Source organism: Citrobacter sp. RHB35-C21, assembly GCF_013816515.1.
GTDB classification, from domain to species: Bacteria; Pseudomonadota; Gammaproteobacteria; order Enterobacterales; family Enterobacteriaceae; genus Citrobacter; species Citrobacter braakii.
The window spans coordinates 798,242-823,820 of record NZ_CP057147.1 but is presented as its reverse complement, the minus strand read 5'-3'; the positions used below and the strand labels follow the sequence as shown (position 1 = coordinate 823,820).

General features: G+C 49.0%; 14 protein-coding genes and 11 pseudogenes. 13 read left to right on the top strand and 12 right to left on the bottom strand.

The genetic code is table 11. The features are described from left to right. Positions 1 to 28: 28 nt before the first annotated feature. From HVZ39_RS04040 to HVZ39_RS04020, 5 genes and pseudogenes are all read left to right on the top strand, one after another. Positions 29 to 1,090 carry a nucleoid-associated protein gene (locus HVZ39_RS04040; protein ID WP_047357844.1) on the top strand — a complete coding sequence of 354 codons (1,062 nt, stop codon included), beginning with the start codon at positions 29 to 31 and terminating at the stop codon, positions 1,088 to 1,090. Further along, a complete protein-coding gene (locus HVZ39_RS04035) occupies positions 1,062 to 2,555 on the top strand; it encodes a hypothetical protein (RefSeq protein WP_048999018.1) in 1,494 nt (497 codons plus the stop codon). The genes HVZ39_RS04040 and HVZ39_RS04035 overlap by 29 nt, the downstream gene beginning before the upstream one ends. Before the next feature lie 28 nt (positions 2,556 to 2,583). Then, positions 2,584 to 3,249: pseudogene (locus tag HVZ39_RS04030) on the top strand (IS3 family transposase); the annotation flags it as partial. 430 nt (positions 3,250 to 3,679) lie between these two features. Beyond that, the gene (gene tnpB / locus HVZ39_RS04025; RefSeq protein WP_047357846.1) at positions 3,680 to 4,027 is read left to right on the top strand and encodes an IS66 family insertion sequence element accessory protein TnpB; all 348 of its coding nucleotides are present in this window, start codon (positions 3,680 to 3,682) and stop codon (positions 4,025 to 4,027) included. Between the two features lie 49 nt (positions 4,028 to 4,076). Next, positions 4,077 to 4,289 (top strand): annotated as a pseudogene (locus tag HVZ39_RS04020) (IS66 family transposase); the annotation flags it as partial. On the opposite strand, the pseudogene istA reads toward HVZ39_RS04020, so the two are convergent. Beyond that, positions 4,287 to 5,099: pseudogene (istA, locus tag HVZ39_RS04015) on the bottom strand (IS21 family transposase); the annotation flags it as partial. The pseudogenes HVZ39_RS04020 and istA overlap by 3 nt on opposite strands. Positions 5,100 to 5,141: 42 nt before the next feature. Here istA and HVZ39_RS04010 point away from each other — a divergent pair. Beyond that, positions 5,142 to 5,279, top strand: a pseudogene (locus HVZ39_RS04010) (IS110 family transposase); the annotation flags it as partial. Positions 5,280 to 5,695: 416 nt separating this feature from the next. On the opposite strand, the gene HVZ39_RS04005 reads toward HVZ39_RS04010, so the two are convergent. After that, the gene (locus HVZ39_RS04005; protein WP_047357848.1) at positions 5,696 to 11,587 is read right to left on the bottom strand and encodes a DUF3320 domain-containing protein; all 5,892 of its coding nucleotides are present in this window, start codon (positions 11,585 to 11,587) and stop codon (positions 5,696 to 5,698) included. A gap of 840 nt (positions 11,588 to 12,427) precedes the next feature. After that, positions 12,428 to 12,622: pseudogene (locus HVZ39_RS04000) on the bottom strand (DUF2534 family protein); the annotation flags it as partial. On the opposite strand from HVZ39_RS04000, the pseudogene HVZ39_RS03995 reads away from it, so the two are divergent. From HVZ39_RS03995 to HVZ39_RS03980, 4 genes and pseudogenes are all read left to right on the top strand, one after another. After that, a pseudogene (locus HVZ39_RS03995) lies at positions 12,581 to 13,727 on the top strand (IS66 family transposase); the annotation flags it as partial. The pseudogenes HVZ39_RS04000 and HVZ39_RS03995 sit on opposite strands and share 42 nt — an antisense overlap. Before the next feature lie 218 nt (positions 13,728 to 13,945). Then, a complete protein-coding gene (locus HVZ39_RS03990) occupies positions 13,946 to 14,656 on the top strand; it encodes a PilZ domain-containing protein (protein WP_129622261.1) in 711 nt (236 codons plus the stop codon). 119 nt (positions 14,657 to 14,775) lie between these two features. Continuing rightward, the gene (locus HVZ39_RS03985) at positions 14,776 to 15,360 is read left to right on the top strand and encodes a LuxR C-terminal-related transcriptional regulator (protein ID WP_048998666.1); all 585 of its coding nucleotides are present in this window, start codon (positions 14,776 to 14,778) and stop codon (positions 15,358 to 15,360) included. 141 nt (positions 15,361 to 15,501) lie between these two features. Next, entirely contained in the window at positions 15,502 to 16,218 is a 717-nt protein-coding gene (locus HVZ39_RS03980; RefSeq protein WP_048998665.1) for an EAL domain-containing protein, read from the top strand. 61 nt (positions 16,219 to 16,279) lie between these two features. Here the strand turns inward: HVZ39_RS03980 and HVZ39_RS03975 are convergent, their stop codons facing one another. The 5 genes from HVZ39_RS03975 to HVZ39_RS03955 all read right to left on the bottom strand — a co-directional run bounded on the left by HVZ39_RS03975 (position 16,280) and on the right by HVZ39_RS03955 (position 21,825). Beyond that, positions 16,280 to 16,930 carry a type 1 fimbrial protein gene (locus HVZ39_RS03975; RefSeq protein ID WP_048998670.1) on the bottom strand — a complete coding sequence of 217 codons (651 nt, stop codon included), beginning with the start codon at positions 16,928 to 16,930 and terminating at the stop codon, positions 16,280 to 16,282. 14 nt (positions 16,931 to 16,944) lie between these two features. Continuing rightward, positions 16,945 to 17,928 carry a fimbrial protein gene (locus tag HVZ39_RS03970; RefSeq protein WP_047358721.1) on the bottom strand — a complete coding sequence of 328 codons (984 nt, stop codon included), beginning with the start codon at positions 17,926 to 17,928 and terminating at the stop codon, positions 16,945 to 16,947. After that, positions 17,919 to 20,405: a fimbria/pilus outer membrane usher protein gene (locus HVZ39_RS03965; RefSeq protein WP_047358720.1), complete on the bottom strand. Its 2,487-nt coding sequence runs from the start codon at positions 20,403 to 20,405 to the stop codon at positions 17,919 to 17,921. Before HVZ39_RS03965 ends, HVZ39_RS03970 begins: the two co-directional genes overlap by 10 nt. A gap of 11 nt (positions 20,406 to 20,416) precedes the next feature. Next, complete coding sequence (locus tag HVZ39_RS03960) at positions 20,417 to 21,118, bottom strand: molecular chaperone (protein WP_047358719.1); 702 nt, start codon at positions 21,116 to 21,118, stop codon at positions 20,417 to 20,419. A 95-nt stretch (positions 21,119 to 21,213) separates the two neighbouring features. After that, complete coding sequence (locus HVZ39_RS03955; RefSeq protein WP_047358718.1) at positions 21,214 to 21,825, bottom strand: fimbrial protein; 612 nt, start codon at positions 21,823 to 21,825, stop codon at positions 21,214 to 21,216. Between the two features lie 415 nt (positions 21,826 to 22,240). Between HVZ39_RS03955 and HVZ39_RS03950 the strand changes: the two are divergent. Beyond that, positions 22,241 to 23,188 (top strand): annotated as a pseudogene (locus tag HVZ39_RS03950) (IS110 family transposase); the annotation flags it as partial. A gap of 225 nt (positions 23,189 to 23,413) precedes the next feature. Here the strand turns inward: HVZ39_RS03950 and HVZ39_RS03945 are convergent. Continuing rightward, positions 23,414 to 23,530 (bottom strand): annotated as a pseudogene (locus HVZ39_RS03945) (transposase); the annotation flags it as partial. 15 nt (positions 23,531 to 23,545) lie between these two features. On the opposite strand from HVZ39_RS03945, the pseudogene HVZ39_RS26530 reads away from it, so the two are divergent. Both HVZ39_RS26530 and HVZ39_RS03940 read left to right on the top strand, forming a co-directional pair. Then, a pseudogene (locus HVZ39_RS26530) lies at positions 23,546 to 23,803 on the top strand (FUSC family protein); the annotation flags it as partial. Beyond that, positions 23,787 to 24,074 (top strand): annotated as a pseudogene (locus tag HVZ39_RS03940) (methionine adenosyltransferase domain-containing protein); the annotation flags it as partial. The pseudogenes HVZ39_RS26530 and HVZ39_RS03940, both read left to right, overlap by 17 nt. Before the next feature lie 2 nt (positions 24,075 to 24,076). Here the strand turns inward: HVZ39_RS03940 and HVZ39_RS26525 are convergent. From HVZ39_RS26525 to HVZ39_RS03930, 3 genes and pseudogenes are all read right to left on the bottom strand, one after another. Further along, positions 24,077 to 24,265: pseudogene (locus HVZ39_RS26525) on the bottom strand (hypothetical protein); the annotation flags it as partial. A 108-nt stretch (positions 24,266 to 24,373) separates the two neighbouring features. Then, a complete protein-coding gene (locus HVZ39_RS03935) occupies positions 24,374 to 24,580 on the bottom strand; it encodes an AlpA family transcriptional regulator (protein WP_047358716.1) in 207 nt (68 codons plus the stop codon). Between the two features lie 86 nt (positions 24,581 to 24,666). Beyond that, on the bottom strand, positions 24,667 to 25,254 hold the full coding sequence (locus HVZ39_RS03930; protein ID WP_052951283.1) for an inovirus-type Gp2 protein: 588 nt from the start codon (positions 25,252 to 25,254) through the stop codon (positions 24,667 to 24,669). Positions 25,255 to 25,579: the final 325 nt, after the last annotated feature.

Sequence of the window (25,579 nt, the reverse complement as noted above, 5' to 3'; positions counted from 1 at the left end):
ATAAGACACGAAATAACGGGATGCCACTATGAGCTTTTTAACGGATGAAGAAATTAATGCACTGACAATAAAACGAATGATTTTCCATGTCGTTGGCGGGGAACTGGAGATCCCCGTGCTGCTCAGTGAAATATCACCGCCTGAACACGTCGATTTTTTTCTGGAGCGGATTAAATCTGCATTAAGCGGTAACATGTTCCGGTTTACGGAATTGTCCAATACAGAGCGTATTCTGCGCCTCATCAGGAACCATGCCGATACCAACACCAGTAGTTTCACCGAACAGTCCACCTTTCTTGCAAACGATTTTCAGTCTCACCATCACACCAAGAATGCCAGTATGGGGGTATTCTTTCTTTTTGAGCTTCGCACCCTCAACGATGAAAAACTGTTTGCTCTCATTAAATATGATAATGAAGATGTGGTGCGTTACGTGCTGGATGAAGAAGGAAACGAGTTTCAGGTCCCCAGACTCGAACGTTTCCGCGAAAGTTTCGTCAAGAAAGCGGAAGCCATGCAGAAAATTGCTCTGGTCCGCCTGACGGCAGATGCTCAGGGTGGACAGGTTGTCGTACGGGATCGCAGCAAACGAACCAATATCTCCGTTTATTTTGAGCGTTTTTTGCAGGTACAACGAGTCAACAGTACAACCGACCTCAGCAACAAACTGGTTGCCGCGCTTAAGGATGTCTTCAAAAAGCACCGCGACCTGCTGCCGGACGACATCAGACGCAGTGGTGTTAACAAGATTTATGAAACGTTACATCACGGGGCACAGGATTTTAATACCGATGAGCCGCTTTCCCTGCTGAACCAGATTTTTGGACCAATGGAAGAAGATCATCCACTGGTCAAATCCTTCACCCGAAAAATAAAAGACCTGGGCATTTCAGGTGAATCTTTCCGGATCGTCCCTGAGAACATCCCTAAGCCACGGAAAAGAAAACTGGAAACACTGGAAGATGTTATCGTTATCTACGATGAGGATAATGCCCCGGATATCGAAACGATGGAAGACGGGCGAAAACGTATAGTGATTGTGACTGCTGGGCTGGTGACAGATGACATCGATACTGGAAAAAATCGGTAAGGCAATTGACTGCTCACGCCGCGCATCTGATCTGGTGATCACGGAAGATCAGCAAACAACCACCCGGAAACTGTTCATTTCCGGAACCATGGATAATGACACCCTTCAGTTATGGGGAGATGTGATAGATACTGATGCTGAAAACCTTAGGATCACCTTTGTTGATGAAAGTCGGGATGATATCCACCCTGCGCAGGGTGTCCCCGGTCAGAAACACTTTATCACCATAATCAGCGATGAGATCCCCGGGATCCTGCGACTCTTCACCCTGGAAGGGTGGCGCACGTTTTTACTCCAGGATCCTAGGCTTCGTCAGTATCACCGTATCTACGCCCTGTTTGTCAATGAATCGTTTGAAACACAACAGTGGAAGGTTGTGCCATGGAAACAGATGCAGCCGGAAGAGAGCGAAACCAACGCCCCCACCCGGACAGTCTCCGCCACAAAAAGTATTATCAGGTGTTTTTCAACCGACTTTCTTCCTCCGGATACCATCACCCCCTGGATCCTGATATCCGGCGATAAAATGACCGACGAACCCATGAAGCTCTGGGCGTCGCTCGCCTGCCGGGAGTTGTTGAAGTGTTTCGCCAATGAGCTTTTTTCCGCTGAAATAAAAAAAGTCGGATTGTCCGGAAAACCGCCACGGAAAATCTCTTTCGGGGAAGAACATGAGACTCTGTCCGCCTTTGACGTCATTCAGGAAACGGCAAAATGGATTTTTCTGGAAGGGGACGAAATTGAGCTTAAACATACCTTTCTGTCCAGCGAACTGGCCAGAGAATGGCCGGAGGGTGTCACATTCTGTGAAGGCATTGTGTACCGGCTCCCCCCTGCGCTGGAGTCAGCCAGGCTGCTCTACAAGGCCCATATCCGGACGGGGGGAAAAGACACCCTGAAATCGCTGGGCGATTTGCGAAAAAACCTGACAGAGGATACCCAAAAAATTCTGCAGCAGTCGCGAGACCTGTCTTCCGCGTTGTGGAAAGATATGGCCCTGGTTATCAGCACGCTGGTTCTTCGCTACAGTCTGGAGGCTCTGAAGGCAAGTGGTCCGCAAAAAGTGTATGCCCTGGCATTTTGTGCACTGGCCCTGTATATCGCCATCTCATACGGGGTGTCGGTCTATATCAACAGGCATTCCCTTTTACTGCTGGGAAAAAACAGAACCACCTGGAGAAATAAGTTATATGGTTTTCTGGATGAACAGGATTACCAGGAGCTGGCAGGTCTTCCTGTTAATGCCGCAATGCAGTCATATCACCGGGTTGAGCGACTAACGTCGATCATAGTACTTATTCTGGTCACACTATTACTCACGGCAGCAGCGAGTGAATTCTGGTCGATCAGTATGCTCTTTCAGTCTGGCTACACCTGGGTTATGAGTGGGCTACAGTTTCTGACTCCTTCGTGGGTCCAATGCGGACCGAACGGGGTTCTTGTGTATCCTTCAGGGCTGAAATGAAGCAATCAGAGATCATACTCAGCCCTGATATCGAAGGATCAGACTGGCATGCCGTAACGAGGGGGTATTACTTAACGGTAAAACTGTCAGAAAATTAATGAAAGAGCTGGGGATTAGCAGTCTGATCCGCATAAAAAAATACCGATCATACAGAGGGTCAGAAGGTAGAACCTGCGATAACATCCTGAAGCGACAGTTTGATGCAGAGCGACCAAACGAGAAGTGGGTAACAGATGTCACTGAATTTAAAGTAAATGGTCGGAAGCTTTATTTATCACCGATAATGGATCTTTATAATGGTGAAATTATCGCTTACAACCTTGCTGCCCATCCATTGCCATCGATGGTGAATACTATGCTCACCGACGCTATGAAACTGTTGGCTAAAGCTGAACGACCACTCCTGCATAGCGATCAAGGTTGGCAATATCAGATGCCGCGATGGCAGCAATGGCTAATGAGCAATGGTATAACCCAGAGCATGTCACGTAAGGGAAATTGCCTTGATAATGCCGCAATAGAGAGCTTCTTCGGGACGTTGAAAGCTGAATGCTATTACCTTAATGAGTACAAAAGCGTGGAAGAGTTAAAACGAGACATCACCAGCTATATTGATTATTACAACAATCTGAGAATAAAAGAAAAACTTGGAGGCCTTAGTACGGTAGAATACCGACTAAGGCAAGCTGCATAGGGTTGTCCAAGATCTGGGGCGCAGACCAATAAGTAGTGGGAACCAAAGTGTCAGATATGCAGAAAAATGTAACTCCCGGCAGACGTAAAGGCTGCCCTAATTATTCTCCGGAGTTTAAGCAGCAGCTCGTTGCCGCCTCCTGCTAACCCGGGATATCCATCTCAAAACTGGCGCTTGAAAATGGCATTAACGCTAATCTGTTGTTCAAATGGCACCAGCAGTGGCGAGAGGGAAAGCTGCTATTACCTTCCTCAGAGCGTCCTCAGCTACTTCCTGTGGCTCTCGATGCCACCGCCGTACAGCCAGAACAGCCCGCTGAGAACTCAGAGCTCAGCATCAGCTGTGAAGTGAGCTTCCGGCACGGGACGCTCCGCCTCAATGGCTCTGTCAGCGCAAAACTTCTGACTCTGCTGATACAGGAACTGAAGCGATGATCCCGTTACCTTCCGGGACCAAAATCTGGCTGCTTGCCGGTATCATCGATATGCGTAATAGCTTCAACGGCCTCACCGCAAAGGTGCAGACAGCGCTCAAAGATGATCCGATGTCCGGCCACGTATTCATCTTCCGGGGCCTTAGCGGCAGTCAGGTCAAACTGCTGTGGTCAACCGGCGACGGGCTGTGCCTGCTGACCAAACGGCTGGAGCGCGGCCGCTTCGCCTGGCCGTCGGCCCGCGATGGCAAAGTGTTCCTGACGCCGGCACAACTGGCGATGCTCCTCGAGGGCATCGACTGGCGACAGCCTAAAAGGCTGCTGACATCCCTGACCATGCTGTAGTCCTCTTTATCCTGGTTGTTGCTGTATAAGCCTGGTAAAATACGGGCTTATGAACGACACCTCTTCTGACGACATCCTTCAGCTGAAACAGCGCCTTGCCGAACAGGAAGCGCTGAACCAGGCCCTGCTGGAAAAACTGGCCTCCCGTGAACGCGAAATAGACTATCTGCAGGCGCAACTGGACAAGCTCCGCCGGATGAACTTCGGCAGTCGTTCCGAAAAGGTCTCCCGCCGTATCGCGCAGATGGAAGCTGACCTGAACAAAGTAATAATGCTGCTCAGATTCAACGTGGTAATCGATATTCACTTTCGCTTTTTTAATATGCAGGTAGCGCCATGGATGTACCGGCAGAGGGCGAAGCGCGGCCTGATCCAATCTTGCGAAGGCTTCCCTGCGATTGCCGGGAATCTTTTTGAAGGGGTGCGCATTGAGGCTGGCAACCAGCGTACGGATACAGTGGTTCAGCTCCGACAGCGAGAAGAAGACCTGGTGACGTAACCGGGCCAGGAACCAGCGTTCGACGATTTGCACGCCTACCTCCGCTTTGGGTTTGTCTCTGGGCTTTCGGGGACGGGCGGGTATCACTGCAACCTGATAATGCTCAGCCAGTTGCTGGTAGGATGGATTCAGCTCGGGATCGTAACGGCAGGCCTTGTTTACCGCGCTTTTCAGATTATCCGGTACCAGTATTTCGGGTACTCCACCAAAGAACTCCAGCATCCTGACATGGCTGAGAAGCCAGTCCTGCAGTGACTGCGTCCAGGTGGCTTCAGCGAAGGTATAATTTGAGGCCCCCAGAACGGCTACGAAGATCTGTGCCTGGCGGCATTCGCCAGTTTCCGGCGAGATGACAGTAATCGTTGGCCCGCAGTAGTCGATAAAGCATTTTTCCCCGGCGATATGCTGCTGGCGCATGGAGCGCTTCTGCAACTGGCACCATGCCTGATAGCAGTAGCAGAACTGTGAGTAGCTGTATGCCCTGACAGGTACCCGCTGACAGTATTCCTCCCATAACAGATGACGGGTGACGCCTTTTTTACGCAGCTCCATGTGGATTTCAGCCCAGTCAGGATCCCCCAGTTCGCCAGGACGGCTGTCGGACTCCGGATACAGCAGACTGGCAAGCCTGCCGATTGGGTCAGGGAGTTACTGTGTAAGAAAAGTAACTTTGTCGTGACCTGCGCTCTCGCAAACAAGCTGGCTAGAATAGCCTTGGCACTTACGGCACGACAGCAAACTTACGAAACATAACGAGAATAACACTTTTAAACAATCACTTATCTGGTTTTGCGAATACTGATTATTGATGATACAAACGGCCCACCGGCCTGTAAAACGGAAAGGCTCGATGAAGCCGTATAATTTCTGGAGGTTCATCAGGCGCGGAACTCATCGAGGCGTGGAAAAAAAATTCCACTCTGATGCCGAATAGATTCAAGCAAACCAACTTATTGTCAAAATCGGTGTTGCAAAAACGGGAGTGACCATAGATTCGTTTTCCAGACGTCCTCCTTGATTACGCCCAACTGGTCGATGTTGGTGATGCAGAAAACCACGATAAGAGGTGTCAGAAATCGACTCTAATACATTCGGTCTCAAGATGATCGAATAAGACTCTATATTTCAGACTGTTAGTCTCTAAAAGAGGTTTTCCACACGGTTGACCTTCAAACAACATCAAGTACTGATTCAATCCTTTTTTTTGCCTGACTAGTCAGGCGTTTAATGCCAAGCGAGCGGGTCATTTCCTGTATCTTATTGTCACCTTCAATACTCAGCGCCAGTGCGCGTAATTCCTCACTGGGGATCGCGTCAACCTGACGAATGTCGTTATCCGTGGCTGGCAAACGAAACACATTCCAGTCAGCACGTTGCGCTGCGGACAGCCAGACGAAGTCTTCACCTGAGTGATCGGTTGCAAGGTGATAGTGTTGATCCACAATTTCCATTACGCGTTCACGTATCAGTCTGCCGGCGCGAGTGAAGCCGTGTATACGTGCGATGCGTTGCACAAGCGTTGTATCCAGGACTGGTGATTCACTTGTCACCACCGCTTCAATGAGGGTTTTAAGTGTCTCATCATATTCAGCGATATAGAATTGTTCTGCATCTGTCCTGTCGCACCATTCCTGAAGATCGTTAACGACATACTTACCGACATTCACTGGCTTGTCGTTATTCTGAGAAGCTAAAGATGCATACTTCAGCCCAGTGTTACCATCATCTTCGCTTACTTTGGCAGTAAGCGGGATGACAGGGGTTACTGACGCGGATATTTCCGCATCATTAGCGACAGGTGTAGTTTCAGAAACCAGTATGTCATCACTGACATCATTGGTTACGGGAGCGATGACTGGCGTAATCTGCTTTTGTTTTTCTGCTTCAGCAATCAGTGCGGCTTCCGCTGCTCTGGAGTCCTCCAGCAGGCGACTTATTGCTGCATCCAGCCTGTCGAGTGCGCCTTCTTTATCAATCCACCATTCTGTTGACCAGAGGCGCAGTAATTTCCAGCCCAGGCCCTGCAGGATGGAGCTCCGGACTTTATCGCGATCGCGTGCTGTTGCTGCGCTATGGTAAGTGGCGCCGTCACATTCAACACCGACAAGATAGTCGCCAGGCTTATCCGGATGAACGATCCCCAAATCAATACGGAAACGGGATACGCCAATTTGCGGGACAACATGCCAGCCTTTTCTTCTCAGGCCATTTGCCACTGCCTCTTCAAACGGTGAGTCATAACCGCCTACAGACCCACGTACTGCCTGGGCAAGAGCTACAGGGCCGCGCTGGGCAAACTCAATAAAGTGTTTGAGGTCAGCAACCGCGCGGGCGTTGGTCCGATTAAGGTCGATAAAGGAAGGATCGAACGAGCTGAAGACCATCATTTCCTGCCGCGCACGTGTGACGGCAACATTCAGTCGGCGCCAGCCTCCCTCGCGATTAAGCGGTCCAAAATTCATCGACATTGTATTTGCGCCCGGTTCAGTCGGGCCGTACCCGATGCAGAGTATGATCAAATCGCGTTCATCCCCCTGAACCGTTTCGAGGTTTTTAACCACAACAGGTTCTTCCAGTTCAGACTGGAAGAAGGGTTCAATTTCAGGGTGTTGCTGTCTGGCACGGTCCAGCAGATCGCTGACTAGCTTTTGCTGTTCGGTATTCAGCGTGATAATGCCTATCGATCTGCCTGATGCAACGAACTCTTTATCAGTCAGTCGCTTCACCGTTTCAGCGACGATCGCTTCTGCCTCGGCCTGATTATGACGTCCTTTCCCTTTAGAGTAGACGCCTGCAACCTTGCACCACTGGACAGCACTTTGCTTTGTTTCCGAAGCGGGGAACGTAATCAGGCTACTGTCATAGTAGCGATGGTTGGAGAAGGTAATCAGGCTTTCATGACGGCTCCGGTAATGCCAGCTCAGGCTGTGGTTATACAGGCCGGCAGCAAGACACTCATCCAGAATGCTTTCCATATCTTCTTCAGTATCATCGTCAGTGTCATTGGCTGCACGATTAAAAAAGCTGGTAGGCGGCATTTGGCGGGGATCGCCAGCGATTACCACCTGTTTGCCACGCGCCATGGTGCCGATAGCATCCCACGGGGCAATCTGCGATGCTTCATCGAAAATCACAAGGTCAAACAAGTCCTGGTCCGAGGGCAGGAACTGGGCGACTGAAAGCGGACTCATAAGCATGCAGGGGGCAAGTTTGGCCATGGCATCTCCCATTTCTGCTGCCATCTGACGTACCGGTTTATGACGACGGGATTTCTGTAGTTCATGTTTAAGCAGAGCAAAACCACCCTGCTTGCTGACCTCATTTTTTGCAGGAATGACGCCACATAAACGGGCACGGATGTAGCGTACTGCCAGTTTGGACAGACGATCGGTTTGCGTACGGTAAGCCTCAATATCACTCATGTGCTCAGCCGGCACAAAATTGTGCAGCAGCGGCTCTGAATCGATCATCCACGATGCAAACCAGCGGCAATAGGCAGTTTCAAAAATCTCTGCCGCGCTGATGTCTCCTGAGTCAAGATGGACCAGCGCGTTGATCACTGGTTGCAGGCCATGTGAAATCGCTTCCTCACGCACACGGCTCCAGTCACTCCAGGCTTTAAGAGCGGACTGATGTTGCAGGATATTGAGTGCGCAGTCACGCAGTGCCGGGAGCGATGGTTTATCCTCAGATGGTTTTATCAGATTGCAGAAGCTAACCTGTGCATCATTGAAATCGGCGATCGCTGTGCGCAGTTTCCGGGTTAGTGCGGAGATAACGCCCTGCGAACCGAGAAGGTCATTGGCATCAACAATCAGGTTTTTTACCGCAGTGCGGATCTCGGCCAACTGCTGTGGCGAAGAAGCGAAACCACCAAGCGAATTGCGGATAGATTCGGCAAGTTGCAGGGTGGTCTGCAACTGTGCAACGTTGGTATCCAGTCCAACCCATCCCGGCAGAGATACAGTAGCAGAGTTAAGCTCGGTCAGACGTTGCAGCAATGTCTGCAGAGTTTCAGCAATGGGGAGATCAACGGATAAGTCGGGGGCTGACGTTAGCGAGTGTTGTCGGATAACTTCACCAATGACTTTCTTGCGGGCACTGGTCGCAAAGAACCAGAATTTTTTGTCAGCGACGTCAAGTGCGTTTCTGATCTGTGGGACATTAACGTGCTGCCAACTGTTACAAGGGTAGGTAACTGACAGATTAGCCTTTGTCGCTTCAATCTCTTTCAGGAGGTGAACGGCTTTATTCGCTGACTCTATACGGCTTGCGGCATCCGGTGCGAACATGAAACTCAGATCAATGCCGTAAGCTTCCGACAATAATTCACAGAATGAAGTTAACTGCGACAGTCTCTCCGGCTCGGTAGAGAGCAGAGTAACTCCCGTCGCCTTCAGTAACGCCTCGGTCGCGTCTTCAAGGTGATCGATGGTTGCAGGCAATGAGTTTGCTGCAGCAATGAGAGAGGACTGCCATCCATTGGTCCAGTCAGCCTGCGCGATGAGTTCAAAATGATCGCCGTGCTGTTTCCATGCATCACGGTTCAGCTCCAGACGTTTTACTATCTCTCTGAACTGTGTCATCTCTGCAGAAGAATGCAAAGTCGATGCAGGCCAGCTAAAGTGCGGCGTGGCGCTACTTGCATCCCTGATAACTGTGCCCATTGCCTGATGGAGTGTTAAGCCATTGGGCCAGCGCCGATGGAGCAAACGGACAACCTCATTGAGTTTGTCACGCAGGTGCTGCACCTTGGCCGCTTCTTCCTTCCACTCCTCGGTGGTTAGTAGATCACGCGCATCCCATGCCCGCTCGAGCTGTTTCAGAAAATCCATCTTGGACGTTTTGCTCGAGTGCAGTTCCAGACAAAATTCACCGAGTCCCTGGGCCTCAAGCCTACGATAGACCACATCCAGCGCCGCTTTCTTTTCAGCGACAAAAAGTACGCGCCTGCCTAGCGCAAGGTTATGCGCGATCATATTGGCTATGGTTTGCGACTTACCGGTACCGGGTGGGCCATCCAGAACAAAATCCCTGCCTTTTGCAGAGGCTACAACAGCGGCGATTTGCGAGGAATCTGCAGGCAACGGCAAGAAAAGATCCTGCGTATTGATGTTGTCATCGAGTTCATGAGCGTTGATGACTTCTCCGCTCTTATCCAGAACGGCATTTTCCTGGCCGCGTTCGATAAGATACTTTACCAGCGCACTTTGCATCAGCTGAGGTGCCCGGTCGATGAGATCTTTCCACATCAGATATTTGGCAAAAGAGAATGTGCCAATCACGACATCGCGGGTGACTTCGAAACCGGGTATGTCGCGTACAGCACGCCGTACCATATTCCAGATACCATCCACATCAACACCACTTTCATCGGTGGGTAGATCACCATCGAGGCCGTTGATTGTCAGAGCAAAGTCATTATGCAGCAGCTCAAGCAGTGTAAGGTTGAAGCGGGGCTCTTCTTCCAGCAAACGCATGGTCACGCCCGAAAGTGCACTTTTACGGTCAAGTTGAATCGGCAGCAGTATCAGTGGAGCAGAGTAACTTTTGGGGTCATCAGCAGATTTTTTCCATTTAAGGAAGCCAACAGCGAGGAAAAGAGTGTTGGCACCACCTTCCTCGAGATCACTTTTCGATTTTCGATAGAGGTCGATCAGGGATGACTCGAGGCGGTATTTTTCCATTGAGGAGACGACTTCACCGCGTTCCAGCGCAATCTGAGCGTATTCTTCCTGCAGGTTCTCATTTGTGAGCTGCTGATAAAGTTCGGCATCGCGGCCGCCGCTTTCGAGATCAGGGAGCGGGACAATGCGAATGCGTTTGCCTTCAGCCAGTTTATCTTCAAGATGGCCCGGATTCGCACAGATCAAACGAATGCCTTTAGCGCTTTCAGACAGGTGTAACAGGCGGTTACGGGTGGTTAAGTCCAGAAGTTTTCGTTGCCACTGTACCAGCCGCCCCCCGGCTTCTTTTTCGCCAGTTGTCTCGATATCAATATCAACATCAGGGATATAGGGGGCTTCCTCAAACCCATGCAAAATAACCTCGCAGGCATCCGACTGGTCTTCAAGGCGAGTGCCCCCCAGAGCCAGTGGCCGAATTTTCTGCATACGCGCGCGACGGGAATCAATGGCTGCGTGAAAAACATCCTCGTTAAGATGCTTTAACGCTTCATCAGATGCCTGAGTAAATGAAGGCGGGTGAGCTCTGGTCGCGAGAGTTGTCTCAAATACGACCATTTCTTTCAGGTCGACACGTTTGCGCACCGCAGAGACGTCATCTGTCACTAGCTGCGAAAATTCCTGCGGTTGTAACCAGACACCAGCAAACGCATGACCTTCACTGAGCATTAGCAGTGAATTCAGACCAATCTGTTCCAGTGCTGAAGCAAATAATAATGTTGTATCCAGACAGGTCGCGACTTTTCCTTCCAGAATGGCTCCTGGAGTGCGAATTTTCTGGCCATTGCGTTCAAAACTGGCTGGGGGAAGGGCATAACTGATATTGAGGTTGCAAACAGCAGTCCAGAGAGCTGAGGCAATTTCCCAGACACGAGTTCTCGACTTGCTTTCATAACCATTAAGAGCGTCATCCTTGCCTGCACGGCGAAGGACATCAGAGGTTGCCTTGAGTACACGATCCACAGCCGGATCATTAGGAATAATAAATGAAGGGAGCAATTCAATCATTGCACTGCCGCCCCATTCATTTTTCGCCAGTGCCTCAAGCGGGTAATGGGTAATGAAGAGTTCTTCCTCACCCTGGCGCAAACTTAGCGTGACTTCGCAGAGTACGCTTTCAGTCAGTTCGGCTAGCCATTCAGCATTAAGTTTGATATCCCGATCTCTGATATCAAGTGAAGTACCGGGAAGCAGGCGATCGATATTCCATTTTTTTTCTTCGAGCACAGCTGGCACGGTCCTCAGATGCAGTGTCAGATCCTGAAATGTCTCTTCGGACTCATTATGCAAGATAAGCTCACGTAACAGCGGAACTGCATTTTGGTGTGATGTGAACCCCAGCTTGTGCGCGATACTCACCTGCGCTTTAATACCCATGAAACTAATTCTCCTTAAGAGGAAATCAATCAAATATGCACAGTATTGCTGACGACAGGAGATGCCTTGAACAGGCAGAAAGCATCAGCAATTTGATTGCTCTGACGACGAGTATAAGAACTGGCGCGCAAGTTCAGGATGCATCATTCGCGGATTAGGTTAGGGGGCGAAAGGCAGTGATTGTAAAATCTATGCACGCGTCCTCTACCGTCAAGAGGTCGTCACTAAGAAGCATCTTAGTATTTCGCTAACATAAAGTATAAAGAGAACCTGATCTATAGATTAGGTCAGCCCAGTAATCTGAGGTAGGATAGCAATTTCATAAAATTTTATCTCAATGATAAATATAAGTTTTTACCCCCTCCCCCTCGATTCAACTGTAATAATGAACAACAAAAAAATCAAGAAAAGGTGATATTCGATATAATATTTTAAAAAATGGATTGATAACAATTGAATATATCCCTTTATTTGTTCCCTGTTATTTAACAAGCCACGATTTTAGTCATGTCTTTGTCAAACAGTGAACTCACAGCTCTTAGCAGACCACACGCCTCTTCAAGCGGTCCGCTACGTGCCATAAACGGACATTCAATCCTTCAATGTAATAACTTAGGATTAAATATCCTTTAGATTGATGTAGCACGACGGGACAAACTAAAGTGAAATTTGACTTAAATGGCGCATCCGATCAACTATTTTTAGCCACTATTACAATACGCGCAGAACGTGCGTCGTTTCATGAAAAAGGGGGCTGGCAATGTGTTGCCATTTGACAGTGCCAGCGCAAACAGTACTGGCACATACAGGTGAAAGCCTTTGAAAGGCTCGGCTAAGACGTTATGAAATTAGAGTCCTGCTAACCCTTCTCATCCCTGGACCCAGGAAATAAAAGCCAAACGGGAGAGAGCCTATAACGGTGAACAGAAGACTATAGATGGCAACCCATGCTCCCTGAATAATGAACAAGGATATGTCCCGGGTTTCCATTGGCAGATTGTACTGGTCTTCAACGCCCTGAAAGTGATCCGCACGGTCAGAGTGAAAAAAGCCTGCGTCAGATGCGACTGTATCGTTGAAGCCCCTGCGCCATCACGTCCCATCGACCGGGGTATCGCCGGACCGGGTCTGCTGGCCCGCGTGTTAACGAGCAAGTACTGTGAACATACGCCACTGTATCGCCAGACTGAAATCCTGGTCCGTCAGGGTGTGGATCTCAGCCGGGCGCTGCTCTCCAACTGGGTGGATGCCTGCTGCCGGTTAATGGCCCCGCTGGATGAAGCCCTTTACCACTACGTGATGGACTGCCGCAAACTACACACTGACGACACACCTGTTCCGGTGCTGGCATCGGGCAGAAAGAAGACGAAAACCGGGCGGTTCTGGACGTATGTTCGCGATGACCGGAGCGCTGGCTCGTCAGATCCGCCAGCGGCGTGGTTCGCCTTCTCGCCAGACAGGCAGGGGAAACATCCTCAGCAGCATCTTCGCCACTATCATGGTGTGCTGCAGGCGGACGCCTTCGCAGGTTATGATCGGTTGTTCAGTCCGGAACGTGAAGGAGGGCCGCTGACAGAAGCCGCATGCTGGGCCCACGCGCGCAGAAAAATCCATGACGTCTATATAAATAAGCACGCAAACAGCGACAGCAGAAGAGGCCCTGAAACGTATCGGTGAGCTGTACGCGATAGAAGAAGAAATACGCGGCCTCACGGCATCTCAGCGGCTGGCAGCCAGGCGGTCCCGAAGTAAGCCGCTGCTGACATCGCTGCATGACTGGTTGGTGGAAAAAAGCACGACACTGTCAAAAAAATCCCGGCTGGGCGAGGCGTTCGTTTATGCCCTGAACCAGTGGGATGCGCTGTGCTACTACTGCGATGACGGCCTTGCAGAACCTGATAACAATGCAGCGCAGCGGGCGTTACGGGCAGTATGTCTGGGTAAAAAGAACTATATCTTCTTCGGCAGCGATCATGGTGGTGAACGTGGAGCCCTGCTATATGGGCTGATCGGAACATGTCGGCTCAATGGTATCGATCCGGAAACCTACCTTCGCTACATCCTGAGTGTACTGCCGGAGTGGCCGTCGAACAAAGTGGCTGAACTTCTGCCCTGGAACGTAGATCTCACCAATAAATAGCCGTCAATACGGCGCTCGCTGAACGCTTACATATTAAAAGATTATTCATTCCAAATACCAATAAAGAAAGTTCGACAGTGTCAACCATCAATCAATAGATTTACCCTATTTTTTTACATTAAACAATAGGCTGTAATGGCGTTTTTTTTAAGAAAAATACGATTCAAACATGGGATAATAAATTAAAATTCTGGCTATTTTTGGATTAGGGAGTCAATATGTCTGAAGGAGTTTCTAAAAATTCCAGATATGAAATCATTGCAATTCTGAGAGATGAACTCAGGATTCAATCTAAATTGTACTTCTATTGTAATAATATAAAACACCAGTCGACACTAAAAAAAATAGAAGGAAATTTTTTCTATATAAAACCATCCACCTCTCATCCTGGCCTTCCTAAAGAGAGCATTTTTTATTTTATCATCCACAGCCCATTAGGAAAAATAGAATTCACAACCAACAATCGAATCACTGCCAAAAACAATTCAAACAATCTTCTATGCTTCATTATCCCTGAATCATTATCAATACTACAACGAAGGACATCACCAAGAATTAACGTTAGGTACGAAAGCCAGTTTTATTGCTCTGGAAGATACAGAAGTGGCACTATTTATAAATATCACTTGAATGATATATCTGAAGGTGGTTGCTCGTTTATATCCCTGGAACCTTTGCATAGTTTTATTAGGAATGGAAATAAACTTGAAAATTCAGAGTTAAATCTTGGGGAGTACGGACAAATCCTTGTTAATTTAAAGATAAAGCATATATCCGAGAAAAATAATCACAAACAATGTGATACAACAAGCTTCAGAGTATCTTGCATGTTTTATTACGAAAGTGAACAAAAAAAAGAGGAGATAGAAAAAATAATTGTCAAATTGATAATTGATAGAAAAATAAAAAACAGGCGAACCCTAGTTTAATTTACCTGATGAAATACAATTTCAATAAAAAACAACCACTTTAACCTAAAACACTATTAATTCAATAGCACACAAGACATTTTTTATGATAACGATAGTCAACAGGAAAATTTAACACATTGAAAAACACATTACTTTATACTGACGACAATATCATCGGACACTCGATCCATGATTATATGATTGATAACAAAAAAAACATCACCACTCTTAACTTCCAGGATATTGTTAAGGGGACCAGCGCGCCATCAACCACTACCATTATTGTCAACACTATCCATAAGGATATCTCTGCAGCCACAACGGTCGCATTGCTTAACACCCTGCGCAAGCGTCTTACGCACTGTGCTTTGCTGGTTTTAATTGTAAAAAGTGACCTCTCCAGACTGTTCAGGGAGCTGCTTGATATCGATCATTTATTGATTTTGACTGAAAAATCTTCTTTATCAGATTTCTCAGCCATCATCAACAGACCTTTGACCGCCGATGGCTGTCAGGGATTATGTACCCGGCGTAAGCTAACCGCCAGGGAACTTCAGGTTCTGGAGCTAATCATTGCCTGTAACAACAATAAAAGAATCGCATTACTCCTCGATATTGATCACAAAACGGTACACAGCCATAAAGTACATATTATGAAGAAACTGGGGATGAATAACTCACGGATAATGAATAAAAGGATAGTCAATATGTATCGGTGCTAAAGCCAAAAATATGTGGGTGACCAATCAAAAGCCGATAATTCATTGGTAATCTGCCTTTAATAATCATTCCCATCGACATAAACCTCACCTATAATAAAGTTATCTTCTCTTTACCTCCGACCTGATTTTTGACGAGAGATAATGAACGCGACTCTGTTTTCCAATCATAATTTATCACGTAGCGATATATCCGTTCGTTATGTCTTTCAAAAGATGTTTTCCCCAAAAAATACGCTCGTCGCCGTAGAGTGCCTGAGTCGTTTCGATAGCCTGTCTATCTCTCCAGAAAACTTCTTCCGCTATGCCAATACGGGATTGCGCGAGAGCATATTCATGGAGCAGCTGGCGCTTATTGAAAAACATAAACAGTGGTTTAATAAAAACGGCATCTCTGCAACAATCAATATTGATGACCATATACTCAACATATTGCTAAGACCAGAGATTAAAAACCTCGTTGATCACATTGGCTGCGTTCACTTTGAGGTAACAGAAAACTCGAATAAATTATTGAACAATGCTCTTGCAACCTGGAGCGATCCGCAAAGTACGACGCTCTGGCTCGATGATTTTGGCTCAGGTAATGCGGGTATTAGCGCGATTCGAGGCTACCATTTTGATTATGTCAAAATCGATAAAGACTTCTTCTGGCATTTAATGCAAAAAGATTCTGGCCGACCATTGATGGACGCGCTGATCACCTTTCTTTCCCGTAACCACCATAATGTGATTATTGAAGGCGTAGAAAGTGAAGCGCACAAGAAATGGTTACAGGGCATGGAATGGTTTGCTATTCAGGGACACTACTGGAAGGAAGTCAGTATTGAACAACTGGTCAAAGAAGATATCAAGGTTTAAAAAAATGCCGGAGCATTCCGGCATCAATATTAACATTCGCGCAATAAAGTCAATCAATCACTCAATTATAAACTAACTCCCAGGTCGCCCAGCTGGTCAACGGACCGCTGGTCGCTTTTTCCGGCGCTGGCGTAACGTAGCCAATGTAATAAGTAAATATCCCGCCATCCACCGCCTTTTCGACCAGAGGCACCCGGTTTTGCTGCGGGTCAGCCGGGACAATTTTATTGCTCTTGTCCAGCGTATTATTGTCGTTAGTCGACAGGGCCAGGAAAATATGGCTGGCCCCGTCCGCGCGCGTATTAGCCAGATAACCGGCGTTTTCATTACTGACGGAATTGACCATAAACCCATCAATCCAGCGTACGCTCACCATCCGAACTTCATCTTTATCCGCCGCGCCGCCATCATGGCGAAGCTGGCAGTTTGAGAGTTCCAGCGTGAAAGGCTGTGGTTTCATAAATGCCCCCGCCCCGCGATCGTGTACTTCTGCCAGGCTGACCGGCGCCAGCCAGACGCTTCCACTCCCTGCATTATTGCCGCCGTTAAGCGCCACGCTACAGGAGATGTCGGTCACTCGTCCGGCAAAATCAACCCGCCCACGATCGTAATTCGTCTCGAATCCCCACGCCGAGGAGGCAATAAGCGTCCCGCTCATCAAGGCCAACTGAATGAGTCGTGTGCTATTTTTATACTTTGCTGAATCACTCATACCCGCCTCCCGCATTAATCGTACGTCAGGTTAAAGATCATGTGCGACTCCACTTCACCGGTACTGGTAGTCGGCGCATATTGATAGAAGCGCGCATGGAGAGGCAGGGTGATAAAGCGGGTTTCCTGCGTGCGCAAGCTCCCGATGCTGTATTTTTTGTTAAATTCCAGCGGCGTGCCTTCTCTCAAAACCTGAATACCAATGCCTTTCGCCAGCGAGGTTCCTGCTTTTTCGTTCAGCAACGCCCCGCGAGTCAAGGCCGTCCCCGTCGCCAACGTGCCGGAGAAAGAAGTCTGAATATTGGCGTACCCCGACTCGCTTAACCCGCCGCTGCACTGTAGCTCAATATTAAAATCCTTACCCCCGGCGGTGGTTCCCACGCCGTTGAGATCGCTGCGCTTGATGGTACCGACATCAACGTTCATATTTTTGCCGCTCAGGATGGTACACGAGGGTGAAACCACGGTTATCGCATTGGCGCTCAGGAGCGTCACCAGGATCGGGTTATTACCGTTCTCCCAGTCATAAGAGGTATATTTACCCGCCGCCAGGGTGCCGCTGCCGGTTACCGCTGCGGTCTTTATGATTTCCAGCGTAAAACGCGACCCTTCAAGCGAAAAATTACCGCCTCCTGTCGTAAACGACCCCGGATAGATAATATTGACCGTTGAACCGCCGCGGCTAAAACGCATACCAATACCCGGCACATTGGTAGAATAAACTTTATTTCCCAGGTCGGTGACGCCTGAAGCCACAATGCTAGCTTTAAAAACGGTGGTACCGGTGCATCGATAGTTAATGCCGGAACCTGCGGGCATGGTCCAGTTTTGTGTGGCAATGACCGCTCCTACGGGTAAGTCGGGGTTTACAACCACCCTGCCCATTGCCATATCCAATTGCACGGTTGGTGCGGGGCCGCGCGTACAGGCAGCCCATGCCGACGTTGTCCCCAGCGCCATTAAGCCAATAAAAAGCGTCAGTTTTTTACTTAGCGACATAGCGTTTCCTTTGTTTTTGCCTGACTTAAATCCACCGAACACTGTCCGCCGCTCCACTTAACCGTCGCCTTCGGCACGCTGGCATCGCTGATAAACATCATGCTGCCCTGGCCCACCACGCCTATCTCTTTCCCGGACGGGTCGAATATCGTGGCGGCAAACGGTAACGGTAGGCCGTTAGTCTGGCGCGCCTGTACCGTGATGTTGTTCTGCACCGTGGTATCGAAGGAAACCTTAACCACGCTGCCTTCCCACGGCACCACCTGCGCCACGGTACGATCAAAGGCGACATCGTCGTTGCTGCCCTTCGGGTCAATTTCAACGGAGTTAATCCGGTAAGGCCGCAGATACGGCAGGATGGCGTAGCCATTGCTGTCAATACGGGTTCCCGGCGAGCCGGGCAACATCGCGCCAGCGGCGTCTTTCGCTTCGATCAACGCCATGGTAGTGCCGGTTTCCGGCGAGAACACCACGCCGTGGCGATGGGCAATCAGCGTTCCGCTGGCACCGATACCGCTCTGGCGATATCCTTCGCCTTGGCTATAGCTGCCGTTCAGCGTGGTCCACGGAGTACGGTAGCTGCCGTTCAGCGCCACATCATGCTGACCACCGGTAGACGTGGTTGTCGACACGCCGTAGTTGAGGTTGTTTTCGCTATCCAGCGAACCGTTGACGCCAATTTGTGAACTAGCGAAGCGTGAATTATTAAACGAGGTATTTGACGTCAGGTTAGCGGTACGGTTTTCACCGAACCACAGCGGGTAGCTGAAGTTGAGCGAAACCCGATCGTCGCGACGGTGGCCAGAACTATCCGGGGTATAGACACGCTGAGCGCTCACTGACCACGAGAGCCGGCCGTACATATTGTTGTAACTAAACTGGTACTGCTTCTCGGTTCCGGAACGGTTCCAGTAATCCGCCACCCGGCCGCTCAGATAAAAACCGCCCCAGCCGTCCGGCAGATTTTGGTTAACGGTAAAGGTCATACCGTTTTTTTGCCGCCAGACGGTGTAATTACTGTTGTGGTTTTTTTCCTGATCAACCGCATACAGCGCGTCGTTCAGATTGTAATAGCCTTTGGTGGAGTAACGATACGCCGCCAGCACGATACTGGTCTGGGTTTCGGTAAACATGCGGTTAAAGGTGGCGCGATAGCTTTGACCATGCTCGTCAAGGGTATCGCTCTTCAACCGTGAATGAGTAACGTCGAATGACAGCGCGCCGATGCCGGTGTTCATCCCGGTTCCCAGCAGGAACGCCTGGTAGTCATCAAAACCAGTGACGCCGGTATAGCCGGTAAACAGGTTATTTAAACCGTGCTGCCAGGTTCCCTGGTAGAGCATCGGCTTATTACGCAGCGAACTGTCGTCGACTTTACCGGCAGAGAGCGCATAGCGGGTCATCCCTGGACGCAGTAATTGCGCCACCGAGGCGTAAGGCACGCTAAACACTTCAACTGTACCATCGGCTTCTTTAACCGAAACTTCCAGGTCGCTACCGTAGCCGGAAGGGTAAACATCCTGCAGGGTAAACGGCCCCGGCGGCACCGTGGTCTGATAGATAATATTGCTGCCCTGACGAACCGTTACCAGGGCGTTGCTTTGCGCTACGCCACGAATTTCCGGGGCGTAGGAGCGCATGCCGTCCGGGAACATATTGTCATCGGTCGCCAGGTTTACCCCGCGCAGGCCAATGGTGTCGAAGAATTCGCCGTTGGTAAAAATCTGCCCGCCGCTGACTATCGAGTTAATCTGCGGAATGGGCCGCTGCAGGTAAGTTTGGTTGCTGTTCCAGTGGGCTTTTCCCTGCTGCTGCTGCCAGTTCAGGTTACCGATATGCCTGAGCAGCCAGCCGTCCCACGACAGGCCCGCGTTAATACCCAGATAAGCACTGCTGTTATCAGAACCGTTGGACGACGAGCTGTGGCTGTTCCAGGCGTTTGCCATCCAGCCTAAATTCAGCGCCGCAACGCCTTTATCCCAGAACTCCGGGCTGACAAAGTTTTTAAGACGCTGATCTTCGTAGATTTGTGGTACGGATATATCCAGTCGCAGGGAGGACTGGATCAGAGTGTCTTTAACATTTTCTTCGTTGCGCCACTCTTGCAGGCGTCCGCAGAAGCCCTCTTTCTCGCTGAGCTGCGGGTTGAATTTTTCAGGCGAGATCCCGTATTGCATCAGCATCGCTTTGGTATAGCAGACGCCCATTTTGCCATCTTTACCGGCGGTGATTTTCAGGTCGTAGCGCCCTTTCCATTCGCCGTTGGTATACACATCAAGTGAATAGACGCCCTCGCTGATAGCGCTGGTAGAAAAGCGCGACAGATCGACCTTTTCGCGACTGCCGACGATAAACCCATCGTTAAACTGATAGACCGTTCCCGGGTTTTCCTCTCCGCTGGAAAATGGCGGAAAGCAGCACAGCGCAACCGCAATGGCCGTGCTTAATCTTCCCGGGCAGATTGACCTCTGCTTCATGATCGTTTCCCTTATTTGACGGCAACTTTCACTGCGACATCTGCGCCATAGTCATTAATGTTGTTAACGGTCAGGGTCTCGCCTTTGCTCACTGCGGAAGAAAGGGCGATGGTCTGGCTGGACTGCGGGGCAAACATCACCGTTTTGCTGTTCAGCGCTTTGCCGCCGTCGCGGGAGATACGGCTGACGGTGACATAAAATGGCGTCGGATTACTGACGGACAAATTGTTGCCGTTTGCAGAAAGGACTAATTTTTCTGCCGCCGCATCGCGGTTGCCTAATCCATTGGGACGATAGATAAATTTAAAGCGCGAACGGATCGCCAGTTGCAGAATATTCTGCCCTTCGTTTTTCTGACTGGCTTCAACCGGCGGTATTTCCAGAAGGTTTAGCCACCAGAGCGTCTCTTTATCTTTAGCGAGTCCCGCATTACTGCCGAGCTTAATACGCAGGGTCTGGCCGCTTTTCGCGTCTACGCGGGAAATAGGTGGGGTAATAATAAATGGAGTCGTAATAGTATCCGGCGTTGCGTCAGCATTACCGTTATCCAGCCAGGCTTGCGCCAGCGCCGGACGGTCGGCGGTGTTGGAGAGCTGCACCGTTATTTCTTTTTCATTTCCTGGATAAATAAAGCGGGTGCCGTTAACAATAATATTATTGGCATGGGCCACAAAACTAAAAATGAAACAGAAAAAAAGGGCAATACGCTTCATGCTGACCTCAGAATAAAAAATAAGCGGCAGCAGCGGCCGCTTTATTATTGTTTTATGCCGCCCCGGCGCGAGGCGGCTTTATCTCTCAGTCGATATTACTGGTAGGTAATTTCGTAAGTCGCGTAGCTATTAACCACACCGGCGGTAACAGTTTCCGGTTTGCTGGTTACATAACCAACGTAGTAAGTGAAGCGAGCGCCATTTGCTACGGCATTCGTATCAACTTTGGCTTTAGGTTGCGCGGAGCTGCCGTTCGGGATGATTTTATTGGTCAGTGCGGTGTCGGTGTCGGTGGACAGAACCAGCTGGATATCCTGCGCGCCAGCTGCTTCGGTGTTCGCCAGGTAGCCCTGTTGTTTGCTGGTTGCGCCAGCCAGCAGGTTACCACCGGTCCAGTTCACACCCAGTTTGCTCACATCATCCTGTGCAGTTTTATCAGCAGCCTGGCAGTCAGAAACGTCGATAGTGAACGATTTTGGTTTCAGGTAGGTATCTGCAGCAGCCGCTTTAACTTCCGTTAAAGTCACCGGAGCCAGATAAACGTCAGCATTGCTGCCCTGGCCGTTTACGGAAACAGTACAAGAGACATCGGTAACTTTACCGAAGAAATTAACCTGACCGCCGCCTACATTGGTATCAGCAGCATTTGCCGCAGCCATACCAAAAAACGCAGTCGCTATTGCAGCAGAGAGAAGAACCTTTTTCATTGCCATTTCCTTGTCAGAGTGAATTAAGTATCAATGAGCAAACAGTTAATTCGCACAAAAATCAGAAGCGATATGCGATGCCAACTTGTACGACTGTTAATAGAAACTTCGACTGACCGGAAGCCGCAATATTTAAAGCGTCAGGAACGGATTCTATAAAAGAATTCGTCGATGCTGTCGGCGTCAAAGAATGCTATTTCGGGATTAAATATACATTCTTTTACAACTTGATTGAGACTGTTTCATGGATTAGCACCTATTAATAAACAAAAAAACAATCAGCAATTCCAATCAAAGACATGTTGACTTTTGTCAAACACAACATGAAACAAAGTAATCCATTGATCTTTAGAGGTTATAATTACAATGCGCCAATGGCTATAATTTTAATGATGTTTAAAATCACAATGGCATGGGTAAGTCAGTTTATTCAAAGCGTACTGGTCGAAAAGAATTACTTCAGGCGGTGGCAAATATTCCTGCATGTCTGATTGGGATCGAAGCGTCCACCGGGGCATTTTACTAGCAGCGTGAGTTTGAAAAACTGGGTCATAACGTAAAAGTCATCAGCCCCCAATATGTAAAACCTTTTGTCCGTGGGCAAAAAAATGACGGTAACGATGCGCAGGCGATAGCTGTGGCTCTGATGCAACCTACGATGCAGTTTGTTCCACCGAAAAGCCCTGAACAGCAGGATATTCAGGCTCTGCACCGTGCAAGACAGCGTATTGTCAATCATCGTACTGCGACAGTCTGTCAAATCCGGGGACTGCTGCTTGATCGGGGAATAACAATCGGCGCGGCAGTCTCAAGAGTTCGTCGTGCTGTTCCGCTTATCCTTGAAGATGCTGAAAATGGTCTTAGCGTTAGAATGCGCAGGACGATTGCCGAACTCTATGATCTCTTTAACGATCTCGAGCGTCGGATCCATTTTTTTGATAAGGAAATTGAAACAGTATTCAGGCAATCAGAAGCTTGTCAGCGTATCGCCAAAGTTAAAGGCATTGGCCCTAAAACGGCCACGGCCGTTGTTGCTGCTACTGGCAAAGGAACTGAATTTAAGAATGGCCGCCACTTTGCTGCATGGCTGGGTCTGGTTCCACGCCAGCATTCGAGTGGCGACAGGCAGGTGCTGATGAATATGACGAAAAAAGGCGACAAGCATCTGCGAACACTTTTTATTCATGGTGCCCGCTCTGTCGTCAGGGTTGCCACGAATAACAATGATAGTCATATGAATCAGTGGGTTAACCAGTTAAAGGAACGGCGCGGATTTAATAAAACGACCGTGGCGGTCGCTAACAAAAACGCGAGAATAATCTGGTCGATGCTGAGAAATGAGACCGAGTATCAGGTAGTGTGAAATTAATCCCCTACCAGCAAAAGTTGCAGCGTACTGAGAAATGGTGACAGGTTGCACCTGCACAATCGGAACCTGACTATTATATTGGCCTCAGAGACCGTTCAGTTGTCGAGGCGATTGTGTGCGGATTACCCATTTGGGCACAGATTTTCCTGATGCCGGATAGATGTAAGCAACAACTCAAAACCAGATTCAGTACTTGCAAAACGGAGGTAGTCCATAGATGTAGTAGGTGGCTTCAGAGATACCGGCCTCCCGGCAGACATCTTTAACGGTTCGTCCGGCTTCAACCGATTTAATTACAGCAATGATCTGATGCTCAGTAAAACGGGCTTTACGCATAGCGATCTCCTTTGTTGTCAGCGTGATATCCACCGGAGCGTGAACGGCGTATTTAAAGGCGATGAAACGCACTGGACCAATCAGATGATTGATCCAGCTGCCTTGCTGCTGCCGCGCATACCGCGTAGCAGGCCATCATCCGCTCGGGCACTTGTTCACCTGATGCACTTTCTGCGCATTGGCCTCAGTGTGATGCATCTTCTCCGCTGCGACATGCCCACAGGCAGTGGCATCAACGCCATCCTTTATGACATTACCCACTCTACCTTCACGTTGGCTTACGCCGCAAACCCGCTTTCTGGTGAATCCGGCAGGCAGTTTTGTGATTGGCGGGCCGGTGGGCGACTGCGGCCTAACGGGCCGTAAAATTATTGTCGATACCTACGGCGGTGCAGCCTGCCACGGCGGCGGCGCGTTTTCCGGTAAAGACCCGTCGAAGGTTGATCGTTCCGCAGCCTACGCTGCTCGCTATGTGGCGAAAAACATCGTTGCCGCCGGGCTTGCCTCACGCTGTAAAGTCCAGTTGGGATGGGCCATCGGCCTGCCCCGCCCGGTTTCCGTCAGATCTTCCCATGTGTGTTCAAACCACGGACGGTTGGAACCCCATTCCGGATGGAATATCAGAGCGCTGCCGCAGAGGTGACAGGAGTAGTGATCGTAAGGGGAAAGCTGTGCAGTGGTCGAACCAGTGAGACGTCGATTGCCATCGAGAGCAATAAACGATTTTGCGTACATAGTATTGGTCCTTTGCTGGATTACGCGCAGGGCTAAACCATCCCAGAAAGGGCAGCAGTGCAGGTCATACGATTAAATCAGGTGGGAGATGTGGTTGCGTTTAATCACTCACTGGCGGGACTTTGCAATGCGTTGCTGTAGCCAGGCTTCCACTTCGCTTTCAAGCCAGCGAGAGCTTCTGCCCAGCTTAATGGGTTTAGGAAATTCACCGTCTTGTATCAATTTGTAGAACCATTTATCCGTCAAGCCCGTGAGCTGGGTGATAAACGCCATATCGACAAACTTATCGTTAAGCAGGCTGGTGGGTGTGGTCATCGTTTGTTCTCCGTTGGTGGTAAGGGAGAAGAAGTCAGGTATGGTGAACGCAGACTTCTTCAAACAATGACGCACTGACGTAATTTTTAACCGATACTTCTGATTCGGGGCCTTCCTCCCCATCCTCTGAGCTTTATCTCACTCAGCCAGAATACAGGGTCTTCACAGTCTTCTTTTTGCTCTTGCTTAGCCAGATAGCTAAGAATAAACGCCAGGTCCTGATAGCCTTCACTGTCTGAGTGGTGCAGGCATCTGGCACCGTTAACTTTGTGGTAAACCTTCTTCTGGCAGTTCTCAAATATCCCCTCACCATCCGTAATGCTTCGCCACTCTTCAGCAATCACCCGCGCAGAGCAGTAACAGTTCCGCTTACGTTGTCCATCAAGATAAAACATGGCGTGAAAGTGCAGGCCATGCCGATAAGTGAACTCCATCACCCACACATAACCAATAACAACACCCGCACTCATAACTCTTTCTGCCAGCCGGTACATGTCCATATCCCAGCGATCCCGATAACGATCAGCATAACGGCGACTGGTCGTCTTATAAGCGAAATCCATACGTAGAGGAATAATGTCAGAGTAACGGTCGCGCATACGTTCCATATGATCCGTCAGATCATGAAACAATTCATCGTTAAGGGTATAAGTCTCATTAATTCGATAAGTCATGTTATTTCTCTCCTGTGGTTAACACTGGATAAGAGAGATATATCAAATTGTAATGACTCAAATGCTCAGTTCAAAAAATATGTACCCGCGTTTACTGAATGACGAGTAACGAGAGATGATTAAGAATGATGCGATACTGAAAACACTGTCATGATATAATTCAGTTGTGAAAGGAACTTATTCTGAGAGAATATTAAGTGCATCACCGGGCAGGGTGTATTACTTGATGGAGGAGAATAATTTGTTGTTTAATGTTATGGAGAGTTATCGTACTGACTTAAAATAGTGTATTTCTTTCAAATATATCTGAGATGGATTGTTTTAT

What these genes read in the sequence shown, in the direction of transcription:
- HVZ39_RS04040 (WP_047357844.1), top strand. Translation starts at nt 29, where the DNA reads ATGAGCTTTTTAACGGATGAAGAAATTAATGCACTGACAATAAAACGA.
- HVZ39_RS04035 (WP_048999018.1), top strand. Translation starts at nt 1,062, where the DNA reads ATGACATCGATACTGGAAAAAATCGGTAAGGCAATTGACTGCTCACGC.
- tnpB (WP_047357846.1), top strand. Translation starts at nt 3,680, where the DNA reads ATGATCCCGTTACCTTCCGGGACCAAAATCTGGCTGCTTGCCGGTATC.
- HVZ39_RS04005 (WP_047357848.1), bottom strand. Translation starts at nt 11,587, where the DNA reads ATGGGTATTAAAGCGCAGGTGAGTATCGCGCACAAGCTGGGGTTCACA.
- HVZ39_RS03990 (WP_129622261.1), top strand. Translation starts at nt 13,946, where the DNA reads ATGTCTGAAGGAGTTTCTAAAAATTCCAGATATGAAATCATTGCAATT.
- HVZ39_RS03980 (WP_048998665.1), top strand. Translation starts at nt 15,502, where the DNA reads ATGAACGCGACTCTGTTTTCCAATCATAATTTATCACGTAGCGATATA.
- HVZ39_RS03975 (WP_048998670.1), bottom strand. Translation starts at nt 16,930, where the DNA reads ATGAGTGATTCAGCAAAGTATAAAAATAGCACACGACTCATTCAGTTG.
- HVZ39_RS03970 (WP_047358721.1), bottom strand. Translation starts at nt 17,928, where the DNA reads ATGTCGCTAAGTAAAAAACTGACGCTTTTTATTGGCTTAATGGCGCTG.
- HVZ39_RS03965 (WP_047358720.1), bottom strand. Translation starts at nt 20,405, where the DNA reads ATGAAGCAGAGGTCAATCTGCCCGGGAAGATTAAGCACGGCCATTGCG.
- HVZ39_RS03960 (WP_047358719.1), bottom strand. Translation starts at nt 21,118, where the DNA reads ATGAAGCGTATTGCCCTTTTTTTCTGTTTCATTTTTAGTTTTGTGGCC.
- HVZ39_RS03955 (WP_047358718.1), bottom strand. Translation starts at nt 21,825, where the DNA reads ATGAAAAAGGTTCTTCTCTCTGCTGCAATAGCGACTGCGTTTTTTGGT.
- HVZ39_RS03935 (WP_047358716.1), bottom strand. Translation starts at nt 24,580, where the DNA reads ATGACCACACCCACCAGCCTGCTTAACGATAAGTTTGTCGATATGGCG.
- HVZ39_RS03930 (WP_052951283.1), bottom strand. Translation starts at nt 25,254, where the DNA reads ATGACTTATCGAATTAATGAGACTTATACCCTTAACGATGAATTGTTT.